The organism is Mesorhizobium sp. ES1-6 (genome assembly GCF_020164775.1).
Classification (GTDB): Bacteria; Pseudomonadota; Alphaproteobacteria; order Rhizobiales; family Rhizobiaceae; genus Mesorhizobium.
Window position 1 is genome coordinate 125,353 of the sequence record NZ_JAIUGU010000003.1, and the last position, 15,400, is coordinate 140,752.

The window sequence follows — 15,400 nt, forward strand, 5'->3', positions numbered from 1 at the left end:
AGATTCCAGAGGCGCCTGGAAGAGTCAAGCAGAGTCATAAGGAATTTATTCCTGCCGCTGTGCAACGCCGACGTATAGGGGATATTTGCCTCGACCGGTGCGAACGCCTATATGCCGGGATCAAAGGACAAAGCATGGCCCGCATCTACAAGACCCGCACATGGCATGGCGAACTCGCGCCCTCGATGGAAGAGTTGGAGTTCCTGGCCCTGGAGGCCTACGCCCATCTGCCGGAGGATTTTCGCCAGCTGACCGGCGAAATCGTCATCCAGATCGCCGAATTCCCGACCGACGAAATCATGGACGATCTGTCGCTGGAAACGCCGTTCGACCTGCTCGGCCTGTTCGAGGGGCGCGGCATTGCCGAACGCTGGAACCCGCAGACCGGCGAAGGCCCGAACCGCATCACGCTCTACCGCCGTGCCATGCTCGATTACTGGGCCGAAAACGAGGAGACGCTGGGCGACATCGTCACCCACGTGCTGATCCACGAGATCGGCCACCATTTCGGCCTGTCGGACGATGACATGGAGAAGATCGAAGAGGCTGCGGAGTAGCCTCGGTTTTTCGTCGTCTCAGGGTCTACGCCGCTCCCTGCTTCCCCTTGGAATGACGAAAGAAGGGGCGCCTAACCCGGCGCCGCCAATGCCTTCTCGATCCGAGGCAGCAGCAGCGTCCGCGCCGACTCCGCCGTCAGCGGCCCGACATGCTTGTAGGCTATCTTGCCATCCTTGCCGATGAGGAAGGTCTCCGGCACGCCATAGACGCCCCAGTCGATCGCCGTGCGGCCGGCTTCGTCGACGCCGATCGCCTGGAACGGATTGCCGAGATCGCCGAGGAACCGGCGGGCATTTTCCGGCCGGTCCTTGTAATTCAGCGCCGCCATCGTGAACCGCTTGTCCTGCGCCAGCCCCAGAAGCACCGGGTGCTCTTCCCGGCATGGCGCGCACCACGACGCAAAGACATTGACCAGCGTGACCTTGCCGGCGAAAGCGTTCGAGTCGAGTCCGGGCAGGTTCGACCCCTCCAGCGCCGGCAGGCTCGTCCGTGGCGCCGGCAGGCCGATGAGCGCCGAGGGCACTTCCGAGACATCGCGTCCCGACAAGAGCTGCGACAGGAACAGTCCGGCCAGGCCGAGGAAGACCAGCAGCGGCAAGAACACGAACAGGCGGCGACGGGCCGGCGTCGGCGTTTCGATTTCGCTGCTCACGGTTTTCCCGCCTTGGTCTTGTCGGAACGGCGGCGCACGCCGGCCGCCTCGAGCTCGGCGAGTTCGCGCTTGCGTGCCCGCTGGTCGATGAGAATCCAGCCGATCAGTCCGGCCAGCACGATTGCCGTGATGGCATAGGCGGCGGTGACGTAGAGTGCGTGCGGGCTCATGCCGGCCGCCTTCCTGGCCTGCCGCCCGCCAACCCGATCCGTTCGCTGCGCTCGCTCATGCCTTCCCTTAACCTCGCGCCACGGGCCGCGCAATCGGCCGCCGCGCCGCAGCCTCCGCCGCTCGTGGCCGCCTCAATCCGTCCCATGGCGCAGCGCCAGCGCCGCCGCGGTCGGCCCCAGCACGCCAAGAAACATGGTCAGCGCGGCAAGAATGAGGAAAGGCTGCAGGAACGGATCGGGATTGGCCGTCGCGCCATAGCTCGCCGAGACGCCGAAGATCAGCACCGGGATGGTCAGCGGCAGCACCAGCACCGAGATCAGGAGACCGCCACGCGGCAGCGCCACCGCCACCGCCGCGCCCACGGCGCCGATGAAGGTGATGGCCGGCGTGCCGACCAGAAGCGTCAACGCCGTGGCGCCGATGGCGAGCGGTTCCATATTCATGAACAGGCCGAGCAGGGGAGCGGCGATCACCAGCGGCAGGACGCTGCCCGCCCAATGCGCGACGCATTTCACCAGCACCGTCAGCGCCAGCATGTGGCGGTCGTGGCCGAGCACCAAGAGGTCGAGCGAGCCATCCTCGCGGTCGGCCTGGAACAGCCGGTCGAGCCCGAGCAGGCAGGCAAGCAGCGCGCCGATCCACAGGATCGCCGGACCGATGCGGGCAAGCAGCTTGAGGTCCGGGCCGACGCCGAACGGAATGGTGGCGATGACGGCGAGGAAGAAGATGACCCCGGTCAGCGCGCCGCCGCCGGCGCGGATATTGAGGCGGATGTCGCGGGCGAAGAGGCTTAGCATGATTTGAGATGCCTGCGCCCAGGCCCCCCCCTCTGGCCTGCCGGCCATCTCCCCCGCAAGGGGGGAGATTGGATGTCATCTCGGCTTTCGCCAATCACAACAGGTGAAAGATTGGCGTAACGTTGAAGCTGCCAATCTCCCCCCTTGAGGGGGAGATGCCCGGCAGGGCAGAGGGGGGCGCCTCGCACTGTCATCAACCCGTTTCCCCCATTCTCAACTCTGTCCCCTCCAATCCCAGCGGCAGGTGCGTCGCCGCCACGATCATTCCGCCTTCCGCGCAATACCCGCGCATCAACCCCGCGAACCGCCCCTCCGAAGCCTTGTCCAGACCTGCCGTCGGCTCATCCAGCAGCCACAGCGGCCTATGGCTGACCAGGAGCTTGGCGATCGCCGCGCGGCGCCTTTGCCCGGTCGAGAGATAGCCGAACGGCAGATGGCCGATGCCGCCCAGTCCGACCGTTTCCAGCGCCTCCTCGACATCGAGCCGGCCTTCGCCTTGAAACGCCCGCCAGAAGCGCAAATTCTCCGCCACGCTCAGCGCCGTCTTCATTGCGTTCTGGTGGCCGAGATAGTGGCAGGCAGAGGCGATCGAGGGAAATTCGTCGCCGCCGCCCTCGAGCAGCAGCCGGCCTTGCATCTTCGGCAACAGGCCGGCGACCACCCTGAGCAAGGTCGATTTGCCCGAACCGTTCGGCCCGGTCACGACCAGCGCCTGCCCGGCCTCCAACGCAAACCCGATGCCGGAAAACACCGGCTCGCCGCCGCGCTCGCCGCCCAGATTTTCGGCGATCAGCCGCATCCCTTGCCTGTCCCTCGAACGAAGCGGCACGGTCGCTGCCGCATCGCACAAATTTGCTTTGCAACTGTCTAGAACTATTCCAGAAAATTCTCTATATGCGGGTCATCCGTGCCAGCGGTCGGCACGGGAACAGAATTAGCGCCGAACCAGCGCACGCGCCGCCTTGAACGGCTCGGGTTGCTTGGGAGCGGACAGCGGAAATGGCCGTACCCGCACCTTTGCGCGTGATTGCATGCCATCGGCGTCCGTTCCCTTTCAGGCTGAACAGACAAGGATCGCACGTGTCAAAATCCCTCGACAGTTTCAATTGCCGCCGCACGCTGAAAGCGGGCGACGCCGAGTATGTCTATTTCGACCTCGTCGAGGCCGAGAAGAACGGCCTCACCGGCATTGCCCAGCTGCCTTATTCGATGAAGGTGCTGCTGGAAAACCTGCTGCGCAACGAGGATGGCCGCTCTGTCACCAAGGAGAGCATCCAGGCGGTGGCCGGCTGGCTGACCGACAAGGGCACCGCCGGCGTCGAGATCGCCTATCGCCCGGCCCGCGTCCTGATGCAGGATTTCACCGGCGTCCCGGCCGTGGTCGACCTTGCCGCGATGCGCGACGCCATGGCTTCGCTCGGCGGCGACCCGCAGAAGATCAACCCGCTGGTGCCGGTCGACCTCGTCATCGACCATTCCGTCATCGTTGACGAGTTCGGCACGCCGATGGCCTTCGCCCGCAATGTCGAGCTCGAATATGAGCGCAACGAAGAGCGCTACAAGTTCCTGAAATGGGGCCAGCAGGCGTTCCGCAACTTCCGCGTCGTGCCGCCCGGCACAGGCATCTGCCACCAGGTCAACCTCGAATATCTCGGCCAGGTGGTGTGGACCAACACCGAGGACGGCGAAACGACGGCCTATCCCGACACCTGCGTCGGCACCGATTCGCACACCACCATGATCAACGGCCTTGGCGTGCTCGGCTGGGGCGTCGGCGGCATCGAGGCCGAGGCGGCCATGCTCGGCCAGCCGGTCTCCATGCTGCTGCCCGAAGTTATCGGCTTCCGCCTCACCGGCAAGCTCAAGGAGGGCGTCACCGCCACCGACCTTGTGCTCACCGTCACCCAGATGCTGCGCAAGAAGGGCGTCGTCGGCAAGTTCGTCGAGTTCTTCGGCCCTGGCCTCTCCAACATGACGCTGGCCGACCGCGCCACCATCGGCAACATGGCGCCCGAATACGGCGCCACCTGCGGCTTCTTCCCGGTCGATTCGGAAACCATTCGCTACCTCACAATGTCGGGCCGCGAGGAAAGCCGTATCGCCCTGGTCGAAGCCTATGCCAAGGCGCAAGGCATGTGGCGCGAGGCCGGTTCCGCCGACCCGGTCTTCACCGCCCTGCTCGAACTGGAACTCGACAGCGTCGTGCCGTCGATGGCCGGCCCCAAGCGTCCGGAAGGCCGTGTCGCGCTCGAAGGCATTCCGGCTGGCTTCGCCAAGGCGATGGATACCGAGTACAAGAAGGCCGCGGAAATCTCCAAGCGCTACGCCGTCGAAGGCACCGACCATGATCTCGGCCATGGCGACGTCGTCATCGCCGCCATCACCTCGTGCACCAACACCTCGAATCCATCGGTGCTGATCGGCGCCGGGCTGCTTGCCCGCAACGCCAACCGCCTCGGTTTGAAGCAGAAGCCGTGGGTGAAAACCTCGCTGGCCCCCGGCAGCCAGGTGGTGGCCGAATATCTGGAGAAGTCGGGCCTGCAGAAGGAACTCGACCAGATCGGCTTCAACCTGGTCGGCTTCGGCTGCACCACCTGCATCGGCAATTCCGGCCCGCTGCCGGCGCCGATCTCCAAGACCATCAACGACAAGGGTTTGATCGCCGCCGCGGTGCTCTCCGGCAACCGCAACTTCGAAGGCCGCGTCTCGCCCGATGTGCAGGCCAACTATCTGGCGTCGCCGCCGCTGGTCGTCGCGCACGCGCTGGCCGGCACGGTTACCAAGGACCTCACCACGGAGCCGCTCGGCGACGACAAGAACGGCAATCCGGTCTATCTCAGGGATATCTGGCCGAGCTCGGCCGAGATCCAGGAGTTCATCGAGAAGAACGTCACTCGCGAGCTGTTCGCCCGCAAATATGCCGACGTCTTCAAGGGCGACGAGTACTGGCAGAACGTCAAGGCGCCGGAAGGCCAGACCTATGCCTGGGACAACAATTCGACCTATGTGCAGAACCCGCCCTACTTCGCCGGCATGACCACGGGCTTCGGCAAGATCGGCGACATCAAGGGCGCGCGCGTGCTCGGCCTGTTCGGCGACAAGATCACCACCGATCACATCTCGCCGGCCGGTTCGATCAAGGCGGCGTCGCCGGCCGGCAAATACCTCACCGACCATGGCGTCGGCGTTGCCGACTTCAACCAGTACGGCACGCGGCGCGGCAACCATGAGGTGATGATGCGCGGCACCTTCGCCAATATCCGCATCCGCAACCACATGCTGGGCGAGAATGGCCGCGAAGGCGGCTACACGATCCACTATCCCACCAAGGAAGAGGAATCGATCTACGACGCGGCGATGGAATACAAGAAGGAAGGCGTGCCGCTGGTCATCTTCGCCGGCGTCGAATACGGCAACGGCTCGTCGCGCGACTGGGCGGCCAAGGGCACCAACCTCTTGGGTGTCCGCGCCGTCATCGCCCAGTCCTTCGAGCGCATCCACCGCTCGAACCTGGTCGGCATGGGCGTCATCCCCTTCGTCTTCGAGGAAGGCACTTCATGGGCTTCCCTCAATCTCAAGGGCGACGAGCTGGTCGAGATCGACGGGCTGGACGCGATCAAGCCACGCCAGACGATGACCGCCAAGATCACCTATGGCGACGGCACGGTGAAGAACGTGCCGATCATCTGCCGCATCGATACGCTGGATGAGCTCGACTACTTCAAGAACGGCGGCATCTTGCAATACGTGCTGCGCGATCTGGCTGCGTAGAAAATAGTGAGTAGTGAGTAGGACGTAGGGAAGAACCTACTCACTACTCACTACTCACTACTCACTACTCACTACTCACTTACCTTCGGCGCTCCAAACCGCGCCACGGCCGCCAAAAGCACCCCCAGCATCAGCCCGTTCAGCACGTGCCACAGGAAGTGCGTGCCGAGCGGAAAGCTGGCGCAGACCAGCGGGTCGATCATGCGGCAGATGACGGAGACGACGAAGATCGCCGACCCCGTCAGATTGTACCAGCCGGCCCGGTTGCCGCTGACCGTCACCCAGACACCGAAGAAGGCCAGCGCCAGGAATGGCGGGAGATAACCCGTCGTGCCGTTCGATGCCTGGTGCAGCCAGTCCGGCACTGCAAAGGTGATCGCCCCGGCAACGACATAGAAGACGATGAAAACAACGATTGCCTTGCCCCAATCCAGGCCGAGGAAGCGACGCAGGTTGAACAGCGTATAGGCCAGCGTGAAACCCGCGATCGGCAGCACGTCGACCCAGACCGTGCCTCTCGTGGCAAAGGTATGGAAGATGGTCGAGCCAATGCCGATCGCCACCACCCACCAGGCCAGAATCTCGGCGAAGGTGCCGGTCTTGCAGCGCCGTACCTCCCGCACGCCCCACAGTCCTGCGGCGATGAAGGCAAGGTTCGTCAAAGCATTGACCGGCTCGGACCAAAGTCCAGGGCCGGTTCGCTCGCAATAGAGATCGACGGGAAGTGAGGAGAACCTGCCACATGGGGATGATGCCGCCGCTGAATCGAACCACGCCTTGAAATGCAGTGGCTTCTCCTATTGCGGCCTTACCTCACGGTTGCAACGGAAAATTTCACCGCAACGTGACTTCCCGTTGACTTCCCGTTCTGCCACATATTTCGGCAAAGCAGAACAAAGCCGGCGTCACCGGCGGGAATTGGAATGGTCATGGCTTCGCGAAGATCACTGTGGCTGGCAGCCTTCGCGCTGGCTCTCTCGGCGCTTGCCGGCGCCGGCCATGCGGGCGAGGCCGAACGAACCCAGGCAGACAAGCCCCAGCAGGACAAGCCGCTCGGCGTGGTCGAACTGTTCACCAGCCAGGGCTGCAGCTCCTGCCCGCCGGCGGACGCGTTCTTCGCCGAACTCGCCACCAGGCAGGACCTTGTCGCGCTCGCCTATCACGTCGATTACTGGGATTATCTCGGCTGGAAGGACACGCTGAGCCACAAGGAAAACACCGAGCGGCAATATGACTATATGCGCTACTTCAGCAGCCGCTCCGTCTATACGCCGCAAGCGGTCCTGAACGGCCGCATGCATGTCAACGGCGCCAATCGCGGCGAGGTCGACGGCGCGCTTGCCCGCATGGCCCGTGCCGGCGAAGGCATGCGTGTTCCCGTGAAGGTCAGCCGCACCGGCGACCGCGTGATCATCGACACCGGTGATGCCGGCACCGGTCCGAACGACGCCCATGTCGTCATCGTCTATTTCGACGCGCCGCAGACGGTCAAGATCGCCGAGGGCGAGAACTCCGGCCGCAAGATGACCTATTGGAACGCGGTCACCGGTATCCAGACCGCTGGCATGTGGCACGGCAAGGCGCAGCGCTTCGAATTGCCGCTGAGCGAGATCACCAAGAAGGGCGGCTCTGCCGTGCTCCTGCAGTCGGTCGGCAAGGATGGCCTTCCAGGACCCATCCTGGGTGCGGCTTTCATCCACAAGCCCGAGACCTCCCTCGATCGAAAACTGTAACGTCACGGGTTCGGGGCATTCCAGACGGAAGCCCTTACGCATTCTGGCACGAATGATTTCAATGTCCGGTCAGGCGATCGGCAAGGGCCGCAAGACGTGAGGTCCGGCCCAAGCCGTTTGCTTCACGACGGTCGGCGATGCGATAGAGCTGGTACATGGTGTGCACGCCGAGCCAGCGCAGCGGCTCCGGCTCCCATTTTTTCACCGTGCGGTTGACCCAGGGCAGCCGTGTCAGCTCGGTGTCATGTCCGAGCACGAGGTCGCGCAAGGTGCGGCCCGACAGGTTGGAACTCGAGACGCCGAGCCCGACATAGCCGCCGGCCCAGCCGATGCCGGTCTCGCGGTCAAAGCCCGACGTGGTGCACCAGTCGCGTGGCACGCCAAGGGTCCCGCACCAGGCATGGTCGAGGCGCACGCCCTTGGTCTGCGGCAACAGCCTGGTCAGCACCTCGTGCAGCTGGTCGATGGTCGCCTGCTGGGTCTGGCCCCGCACATCGGTGCGCGAGCCGAAGCGGTAGGGCACGCCACGGCCGCCCATGGCGATGCGGCCTTCGCGCGTGCGCTGCGCGTAGCAATAGGTGTGGGCGGCATCGCCCAGCACCTCGTAGCCGTTCCAGCCGATCTTGTCCCAGAGTTCCCGCGGCAGCTTCTCCGTCACCACGATGGCGCTGTTCAGCGGCAGCCAGAGACGCTCATAGCCGGGAATGCCCGCCGTGAACCCCTCGGTGGCGCGCACGATCTTTTGCGCCCGCACGATGCCTCTTGACGTCGTGACCTTGCCTTTCTCGATCGCCAGCACCTGCGTCTGCTCGTAGATCGGCACCCCTGATCGCACCACTGCCGCGGCCAGACCCTGGACGAGCTTGGCCGGCTGCACGCGCGCGACGTTGCGCACCACAAAACCGCCCAGCACCTTGTCGATGGCGATGCGCTCGCGCGCCTCACGCGCGTCAAGAAGGGCGAGCCGTTCCGGCGGCATCTCCCATGCCAGCAGTTCCTCATACTCGGCCCTGGCGCGCTGCAATTGCGCGGCGTTGGTGGCGACGGTGACGTTGTCGACACGGCGGATATCGGCGTCGATGCCCTCGGCTTGCGTCACCGCGATCACTTCGTCGACCGTGCCGAACATGGCGCGCTGCATGTCGATCACGGCGCCGCGCGACGATGTCTTCGCGTATTTCTCGCGCGACCAGCTGAAGCCGCCCGACAGCCAGCCGCCATTGCGGCCCGAGGCGCCGAAGCCGGCGAACTCCTTCTCGACGATGGCGATGCGCAGCAAAGGCTGCGCCTTTTTCAGATAGTAGGCGGTCCACAGGCCGGTATAGCCGGCGCCGACGATGCAGACATCGGCCTCGATGTCGCCGGGCAAGGACGGGCGATAGGCCGGGACGCCGCCGATATCGGCATACCAGAACGACACGTCGCCATTGTGCTTGGCTTGCATTTTTTTGAGATCCGTTCCGAAATCAGGTGAGCGTCAGGTCGGCCTTGTCGTCGTCGGCGAGCAGCTTCACGTCGCTGCCGGCGAACAGCAAATCGACCTCGTCGCCGATGGCGAAGGACTGCGCCTCGAGCGTCGAGCGCACGATCGCCTTCGACCCGTCGGCCAGATCGACCTCGTATTTGGAGCCCGAGCCAAGATAGATGGCTTCGCCGATACGCCCCGTGAGCCGATTGCGGCCATCGTTGCCGGCGCCGGGGCGGGCCAACGCCAGCTTTTCGGGCCGCAGCAGCATCACCGGCTTGCCGCCATTGGCGAGCCGCTTGGCTGTCGCCACTTTCTGGCCCGATATCTCGATCGCCGTCTCCCCACCGGAAGTGGCGGCTGGTCCGCGCAGCACGGTGGAATCGCCAACGAACTTGCCGACGAACAGCGTCGCCGGTTCGTCATACAACTCGCGGCCGGTGCCGATCTGTTCGATGCGGCCCCGGTTGAACACGGCGATGCGGTCCGACAGCACCAGCGCCTCTTCCTGGTCGTGCGTCACATAGACGAAGGTGGTGCCGAGTTCGCGGTGGATGCGCTTGATTTCGAGTTGCAGCCATTCACGCAGTTTCTTGTCGAGCGCGCCGAGCGGTTCGTCCATCAGAAGCAGCGGCGGATCGAAGACGATGGCGCGGGCGAGCGCCACTCGCTGCTGCTGGCCGCCCGAAAGCTCGCTGGGGTAGCGGTGGCCGAAATCCGCCATCTTGACCATGTCGAGCGCGTGGCGGACGCGACGTTCGCGCTCTGCCCCGGTGACGCCGCGCAGCCTCAGTGGATAGGCGACGTTGCGGTCGACCGTCATGTGCGGGAACAATGCATAGTGCTGGAACACCACGCCGATGTTGCGCTTGTGCGCCGGCACGCCGACAACGCTCTTCTCCCCGACCAGCAGCTTGCCGCTGGTCACGTCGGTAAACCCGGCGATCACGTTCAGCGTCGTCGTCTTGCCCGAGCCGCTGGGGCCGAGCAGCGTCATGAATTCACCCGGCTCGATGCGCAGCGACACGCCGTCGAGCGCCTTGAAGGCGCCATAGGCCTTGCTGACCTGCTCCAGGTCGATCGCCGCACCGCGATTTTGCGCCTTCGGATTCATGAGGCTCCCTTCCGCTCACGACCAAGAAGCAGCATGCCGCCGCCGATCAGGAGTGTCGTTGCGCATAACAGGATCGTGCCGACGGCCGCGACCGTCGGGTCGGCGTCGCGTGTGATCGAAGCGAAGATCTGCACCGGCAGCGTCTTGAGATACGGGTTGGTGATGAACAGCGACACGACGATCTCATCGAAGGAGGTGGCGAAGGCGAACAGCAAGCCTGACATGACGCCGGGCGCGATCAGCGGCAGCGTCACCGTGCGGAACGTGGTGAGCGCATTCGCGCCCAGGCTCGCGGCGGCAGTCTCCAGCCGCTTGTCGAAAACTTCGAGATTGGCCGAGACGGCGATCAGCACGAAGGGCAGTGCCAGGATGGTGTGGGCAAGCACGAAGCCGAGCAGCGTGCCGACAAGCCGTGTGTCGAGATAGACGGCGTAGATGCCGATGGCCAGCACCACGCCCGGCACCACCATCGGCGTCAGCATCAGCATGCGCAGGAGGTTTGCCGGCCGCGCCTGCATGCGGTCGAGGCCGAACGCGGCAAGGGTGCCGAGCACGGTTGCCAGAACCGCGACGATCGATGCGACTTTCAGTGAATTGAGGAAGCTGTTCGACCAGTCCGGATTGGTGACGAAGTTTTCGTACCATTGCCAGGAGAAGCCCTGCGGCGGAAACGCCAGCGATTTGTTCTCGTTGAACGACATCGGCACCACGACCAGCGTCGGCGCCACCAACCATATGGCCACCAGCAGGCAGACAAGGCCCAGCATGATGCGCGTGAGCGGCTTCATCTCCATCAGGACCGCCCCGCTTGCCGGTGCCTGGAGCGCATCACCGGAGCGGCGAGCGCAAGGAGCACGAAGGTCGTGACCAGCAGCACGACGCCCATGGCGCCGCCCCTGCCCCATTGCAGCAGGCTGAGCACCTGCGTCTGCACCAGCGTCGACAGCATCGTCGAGCGCGGTCCGCCGAGCAGGGCTGGCGTGATGTAGAAACCGAGCGCCAGGATGAAGACGATGACCGCGCCGGCATAGACGCCAGGCAGCGACAGCGGCAGATACACGGTGAGGAAGGCGCGTGACGGCCTCGCCCCGAGGCTGCGCGCGGCTTGCACCAGCCTGAGATCGATGCCTTTCATGACCGAATATAGCGGCAGGATCATGAACGGCAAAAGCACCTGCGCCATGCCGATGACCACGCCCGTCTGGGTGCGGATCAGCCTGACGCCACCGAAGCCGAGCGAGCGCAGGACCGAGTTGATCACCCCGGAGTCCTGCAGCAATATCACCCAGGACAGGGTGCGCACCACGCCGCTCACCCAAAACGGGATCAGGACGCATAGCAGCAGCAGCAACCGCACGCGCGGTCCGACCGCGGTCATCAGATAGGCGTAGGGATAGGCGCAAACCACGCAGACCAGCGTGACCCAGGCCGAGATGACGAAGGTCCGCTGGAGCACAATAAGGTTGATCGGCACACTGAAGAACCAGACATAGTTCTGCAGACCCCACTGCGGCTCCGACAGGCTGCGCACGACGATGGTGAGCAGCGGATAGCCGATCACCGCCAGAAGCAGGACCAGCGCCGGCAACGCGAGCGCGAACGGCCGCCATGCCCGGCGTCTTTCGGCGGCCGGAATGGTTGGCTCGGACGCGCTCACGGCGTCTGTTCCTTCAGCCGGTCAGTTGCCGGACATCAGTGCGGACCACTTTTCCTGCGCCACCGCGAAGTTCGGGACCCAGAACTTGAAGTTCTGCTTGTAGCCCTGCTTCTGGCGTTCGGGCGAGTTGGTCAGGAACGCGGAAACGGAGGCGTCGACCTTGGGCTGCGCGTCGCTGTTGATGGGCGTGTAGGACGTCTGCTCCGCCAGGATCTCCTGCGCGTGCTTGCCGAGATAGGCATTGAGCAGCGCGTAGGACGCGTCCGTGTCCTTGACGCCGACAGGGATCGTCATCTGATCCATCACCACCAGCCAGTCCTGCCAGGCCGGCGTGTATTTGGCGCCGTTCTTGACCGCGGTCATGGCGCGGCCGGTCCACATCATCAGCATGTCGGCCTCGCCGGATTCGGCGAGCTGCTGCGATTCGGCACCCGTTTTCCAGAAGATGGTATCGGGGCCGAGCTTGCGAACCACATCGATGGCCTTGTCGATATCGGCCACCGTCATCGCCTTGGGGTCGCCACCGGCAACCTTGAACGCCTGTTCGAGCAAGCCGCCGGTCGGGCTGCCGGAGCCGTCGATGCCGCGCACGCCGGGGAATTTCTGCGTGTCGAAGAAGTCGGCCCAGCTCTTGGGCGGATTGTCCTTGTACTTTTCGGTGTTGTACATCAGCACGACGCCGTAATTCATCGCCGGCACGGAGCATTCGCCGACCTGGCCCTCGGGGATTTTCGAGACGTCGAGCTTGGTGAGGTCCAGCTTCTGGAACAGTTTGCCGCAATAGACATAGGGCGGCAGATCGTCGGTATCGACGACGTCCCATGTCACATTGCCGGACTCGACCTGCGCCTGCAGTTTGGCGATCTCGGTCGGGCCGTCATTGAGCAGCTTGACGCCGGACTTGTCGACGAACTCCTTGAGCGCGGCCGCCTGGCCGTCCTGGTAGATGCCGCCATAGGAGACCAGCGTCAACGTCTTGCCCTTCAGCGAGCCCTCGGCCACCTCGCCGGCCACCGGCTTCGATTGCGCCAATGCGGCCGTTGCCGCCAGAAGCACGGCGACGCACGCCGCATGCCCAAATCTCAATCTCATGATCAACTCTCCCATTGCAGAACTCGCATTTGTTTTCATTCACCCGGATGCGAGCGGTTTCCGGGCCTGTATTGGTCGAGTTCGAGCGCCCCGGCGGTGGGCGGGGCAATGATCCAAAGCACCTCGGCCGGCGTGTCGCCGACATTGACCGTGCGGTGCGGCACCGAGGTCGCGTATTCGACGCTGTCGCCCTCGCGCATCACATGGCGCTCGTCGGCAAGAGTCAGTTCGACGGTGCCCTTGAGCACCAGGAACATTTCGTGTTCGCCGCCATGGACATAGGCCTCGTCGCCGGTCGAGCCGCCGACCTCGAAATGGCCTGCATAGACCTCGAACTGATGGATCGGCCGCCGCGACAAGAGCATCTTGCGGCCGTGCACGCCGACCGGAACGACCGGCCGCTCCTCGCGCTTCAGCACCCTGTGCAGGGGCCGGGCATTATCCTCGAACAGATCGTTTATACCGAGATCGAGAGCGGCGGCGATCTTGAGCAGTGTCCCGGTGTTGGCGCCGCACAGATTGCGCTCGAGCTGGCTGATGAAGCTCGCCGTCGTGCCGGTCATGTCGGCAAGTTGGCGCAGCGAGACGCGCCGGGCCGTGCGCAATGCCTTTATGCGGGGACCGACGCCGCCGGTCTGCGGCACGGCCGCTCCGCCATCAAACTGTTCTGCCGTGGAAACCGATGCGCGTGGCATTGCCGTCTCCGTTTCACTTAACACCCTATTAAGTGGAACGAGAAATGGCAAGCACGGTGCGGCGCAATTAGATCGAAACGTAAGCTTCGGCCGCGTTCCGCCTGCGTCGCGGTCCGGTGTGAAAAGGTCCAAAAACGAAAAAACCGACGCCAGCTTGCTTCTGACGTCGGTCATTTAGGTTTGGGATCGTCGCACCTGGCTTTTCCGAGGAAAAGCCGAGGTTGGTTCGATCCGACGCAGACCCGTGGGCGGGGGGCTTGGGGTTTACGAGCCGGTGCCGGACCGAACCGTCTCAGGCAACGCCGGTAAATTCGTCGGACATTGGGGCATGAGCGCGGATAAAAAAAGGCAGAAATGTGGCGAAGCATCACCAATTCCAACACGCGTTTTACAAACGTGACTGGACGCGACGGAAAGGGCGCGCCGGCGCTTCGCTTCGCCGGCTCTTGCAATTGCGATCCGAAGGGGCCAACTTTGGTTGGCGAAGATTCATTTTGAAGGATCGAGGCATGACCGATGATGGCGGCGGGATGGGGGATGGAGACGCATCCGCAATATTGATCCCGCTACACGAGGCGCGCAATGCACGCCTCGACCAGCCGGTTCGCTTCGACCGGCGTGAACTGGACCAGATCCTGAGGCTCTACGGACGCATGGTCGCCGCCAATGAATGGCGCGACTACGCCATCGACCATCTCACGGACCGCGCTGTCTTTTCCGTCTTCCGCCGGGCCAGCGAAGTGCCTCTGTTCCAGATCGTCAAGGATCCGAAACTGGCGCGCAAGCAAGGCGCCTTCGCCGTCATCGCGGCGGGGGGGCGCATCCTCAAGCGCGGACAGGAACTCGGCCGGGTGCTGGGCGTCTTCGACGCGAAGTTGAAGGTCGTGCAGGCGTGAACGGGAAATGGGGGAACTGGAGAATTGAGGAATTGAGGAATTGAGGAAAAGACATTCGGCGCGCCTGACGTAAGCGCCTTTTTCTTCAATTCCTCAATTCCTCAATTCCTCAATTCCTCATTCCTCAATTCTTCAGTTCTTCAATTCCTCCCCCGGAACTTCCGCTCCGGCAGCGATTCCGGATCGGGCGCCACCGATGCCCCGCCGTTGAGCGACAGCTGCATGAACACCGTGTCCAGCCAGCGGCCGTGCTTGTATCCGGAGCCTTCGAGGCGGCCGGAATGGCGAAAGCCGAGTTTTTCGTGCAGCCTGACCGAAGCGCTGTCGGCGCGGCCATCGCCGATCACCGCGACGATCTGGCGAAAGCCCGCCGCCTCGACCGCTTCGATCAAGCTCCGCATCAGCTTGAGGCCGACGCCCTGGCCCTTGGCGCCAGGGGCGACATAGACCGAATCCTCGACGATGAAGCGATAGGCCGGGCGCGGGCGGAAGGCGCCGGCATAGGCATAGCCGAGCACGACGCCGTCCTTTTCCGCCACCAGATAGGGAAAGCCGCCGGCCGAGAGCGCGGCGAATCGTGTCTCCATTTCGGCGCGGGCGGGCGGCTCCAGTTCATAGCTCGCCGTGCCGTTGGCGACCGCGTCGGCGTATATTTCCGTAATCGCGTCGAGGTCGGCCGGGATCGCTGGCCTGATCACGATATTGCTCATTCTTTATGCAAGCCTCTTATGTGCTTTCGATAACAGCAGAGCCCCGCGCAAAAGAAAAGGGCGGCCGTTGGGCCGCCCTTTCCAAACTC

15 protein-coding genes and 1 pseudogene are annotated in these 15,400 nt (G+C 64.0%); 4 read left to right on the forward strand and 12 right to left on the reverse strand.

Translation table 11 applies throughout. The annotated features are described in order from the left end of the window. Positions 1 to 134: 134 nt before the first annotated feature. Positions 135 to 557, forward strand: coding sequence for a metallopeptidase family protein (locus LB564_RS09315; RefSeq protein ID WP_140703729.1), 423 nt, complete (start codon positions 135 to 137; stop codon positions 555 to 557). 71 nt (positions 558 to 628) lie between these two features. On the opposite strand, the gene LB564_RS09320 is transcribed toward LB564_RS09315, so the two are convergent. The 4 genes from LB564_RS09320 to ccmA form a co-directional block, all read right to left on the reverse strand. Further along, positions 629 to 1,210: a DsbE family thiol:disulfide interchange protein gene (locus LB564_RS09320; RefSeq protein WP_224536975.1), complete on the reverse strand. Its 582-nt coding sequence runs from the start codon at positions 1,208 to 1,210 to the stop codon at positions 629 to 631. Further along, a complete protein-coding gene (gene ccmD / locus LB564_RS09325) occupies positions 1,207 to 1,380 on the reverse strand; it encodes a heme exporter protein CcmD (protein ID WP_140703732.1) in 174 nt (57 codons plus the stop codon). Before ccmD ends, LB564_RS09320 begins: the two co-directional genes overlap by 4 nt. Positions 1,381 to 1,512: 132 nt before the next feature. Then, positions 1,513 to 2,178 carry a heme exporter protein CcmB gene (ccmB, locus tag LB564_RS09330; RefSeq protein WP_224536977.1) on the reverse strand — a complete coding sequence of 222 codons (666 nt, stop codon included), beginning with the start codon at positions 2,176 to 2,178 and terminating at the stop codon, positions 1,513 to 1,515. 193 nt (positions 2,179 to 2,371) lie between these two features. Beyond that, positions 2,372 to 2,977, reverse strand: coding sequence for a heme ABC exporter ATP-binding protein CcmA (ccmA, locus tag LB564_RS09335; protein ID WP_224536979.1), 606 nt, complete (start codon positions 2,975 to 2,977; stop codon positions 2,372 to 2,374). Positions 2,978 to 3,258: 281 nt separating this feature from the next. Between ccmA and acnA the strand changes: the two genes are divergently transcribed. Next, positions 3,259 to 5,949, forward strand: a complete 2,691-nt coding sequence (gene acnA, locus LB564_RS09340) for an aconitate hydratase AcnA (protein WP_224536982.1) — start codon at positions 3,259 to 3,261, stop codon at positions 5,947 to 5,949. A gap of 71 nt (positions 5,950 to 6,020) precedes the next feature. Here the strand turns inward: acnA and LB564_RS09345 are convergent. After that, positions 6,021 to 6,693 (reverse strand): annotated as a pseudogene (locus tag LB564_RS09345) (ceramidase domain-containing protein). Between the two features lie 179 nt (positions 6,694 to 6,872). On the opposite strand from LB564_RS09345, the gene LB564_RS09350 reads away from it, so the two are divergent. Next, positions 6,873 to 7,682, forward strand: coding sequence for a DUF1223 domain-containing protein (locus tag LB564_RS09350; protein ID WP_140703741.1), 810 nt, complete (start codon positions 6,873 to 6,875; stop codon positions 7,680 to 7,682). Positions 7,683 to 7,740: 58 nt separating this feature from the next. Here the strand turns inward: LB564_RS09350 and LB564_RS09355 are convergent, their stop codons facing one another. The 6 genes from LB564_RS09355 to LB564_RS09380 are packed head-to-tail and all read right to left on the reverse strand — an operon-like array spanning position 7,741 to position 13,705. Next, entirely contained in the window at positions 7,741 to 9,126 is a 1,386-nt protein-coding gene (locus LB564_RS09355) for an NAD(P)/FAD-dependent oxidoreductase (protein WP_224536985.1), read from the reverse strand. 22 nt (positions 9,127 to 9,148) lie between these two features. Further along, complete coding sequence (locus LB564_RS09360) at positions 9,149 to 10,261, reverse strand: ABC transporter ATP-binding protein (protein ID WP_224536988.1); 1,113 nt, start codon at positions 10,259 to 10,261, stop codon at positions 9,149 to 9,151. Then, positions 10,258 to 11,055, reverse strand: a complete 798-nt coding sequence (locus LB564_RS09365; protein ID WP_224536990.1) for an ABC transporter permease — start codon at positions 11,053 to 11,055, stop codon at positions 10,258 to 10,260. The genes LB564_RS09360 and LB564_RS09365 overlap by 4 nt, the downstream gene beginning before the upstream one ends. Further along, on the reverse strand, positions 11,055 to 11,918 hold the full coding sequence (locus tag LB564_RS09370; protein WP_224536992.1) for an ABC transporter permease: 864 nt from the start codon (positions 11,916 to 11,918) through the stop codon (positions 11,055 to 11,057). The genes LB564_RS09365 and LB564_RS09370 overlap by 1 nt, the downstream gene beginning before the upstream one ends. A 21-nt stretch (positions 11,919 to 11,939) precedes the next feature. Then, positions 11,940 to 13,010 carry an extracellular solute-binding protein gene (locus tag LB564_RS09375; protein WP_181173616.1) on the reverse strand — a complete coding sequence of 357 codons (1,071 nt, stop codon included), beginning with the start codon at positions 13,008 to 13,010 and terminating at the stop codon, positions 11,940 to 11,942. Between the two features lie 35 nt (positions 13,011 to 13,045). After that, on the reverse strand, positions 13,046 to 13,705 hold the full coding sequence (locus tag LB564_RS09380) for a helix-turn-helix domain-containing protein (RefSeq protein WP_224536994.1): 660 nt from the start codon (positions 13,703 to 13,705) through the stop codon (positions 13,046 to 13,048). 509 nt (positions 13,706 to 14,214) lie between these two features. Here LB564_RS09380 and LB564_RS09385 point away from each other — a divergent pair. Beyond that, positions 14,215 to 14,601, forward strand: a complete 387-nt coding sequence (locus tag LB564_RS09385) for a DUF2794 domain-containing protein (protein ID WP_140703755.1) — start codon at positions 14,215 to 14,217, stop codon at positions 14,599 to 14,601. Positions 14,602 to 14,741: 140 nt separating this feature from the next. Here LB564_RS09385 and LB564_RS09390 read toward each other — a convergent pair whose 3' ends face one another. Next, positions 14,742 to 15,311 (reverse strand): GNAT family N-acetyltransferase, encoded by a 570-nt coding sequence (locus LB564_RS09390; protein WP_224536996.1) that lies wholly within the window; start codon positions 15,309 to 15,311, stop codon positions 14,742 to 14,744. Positions 15,312 to 15,400: the final 89 nt, after the last annotated feature.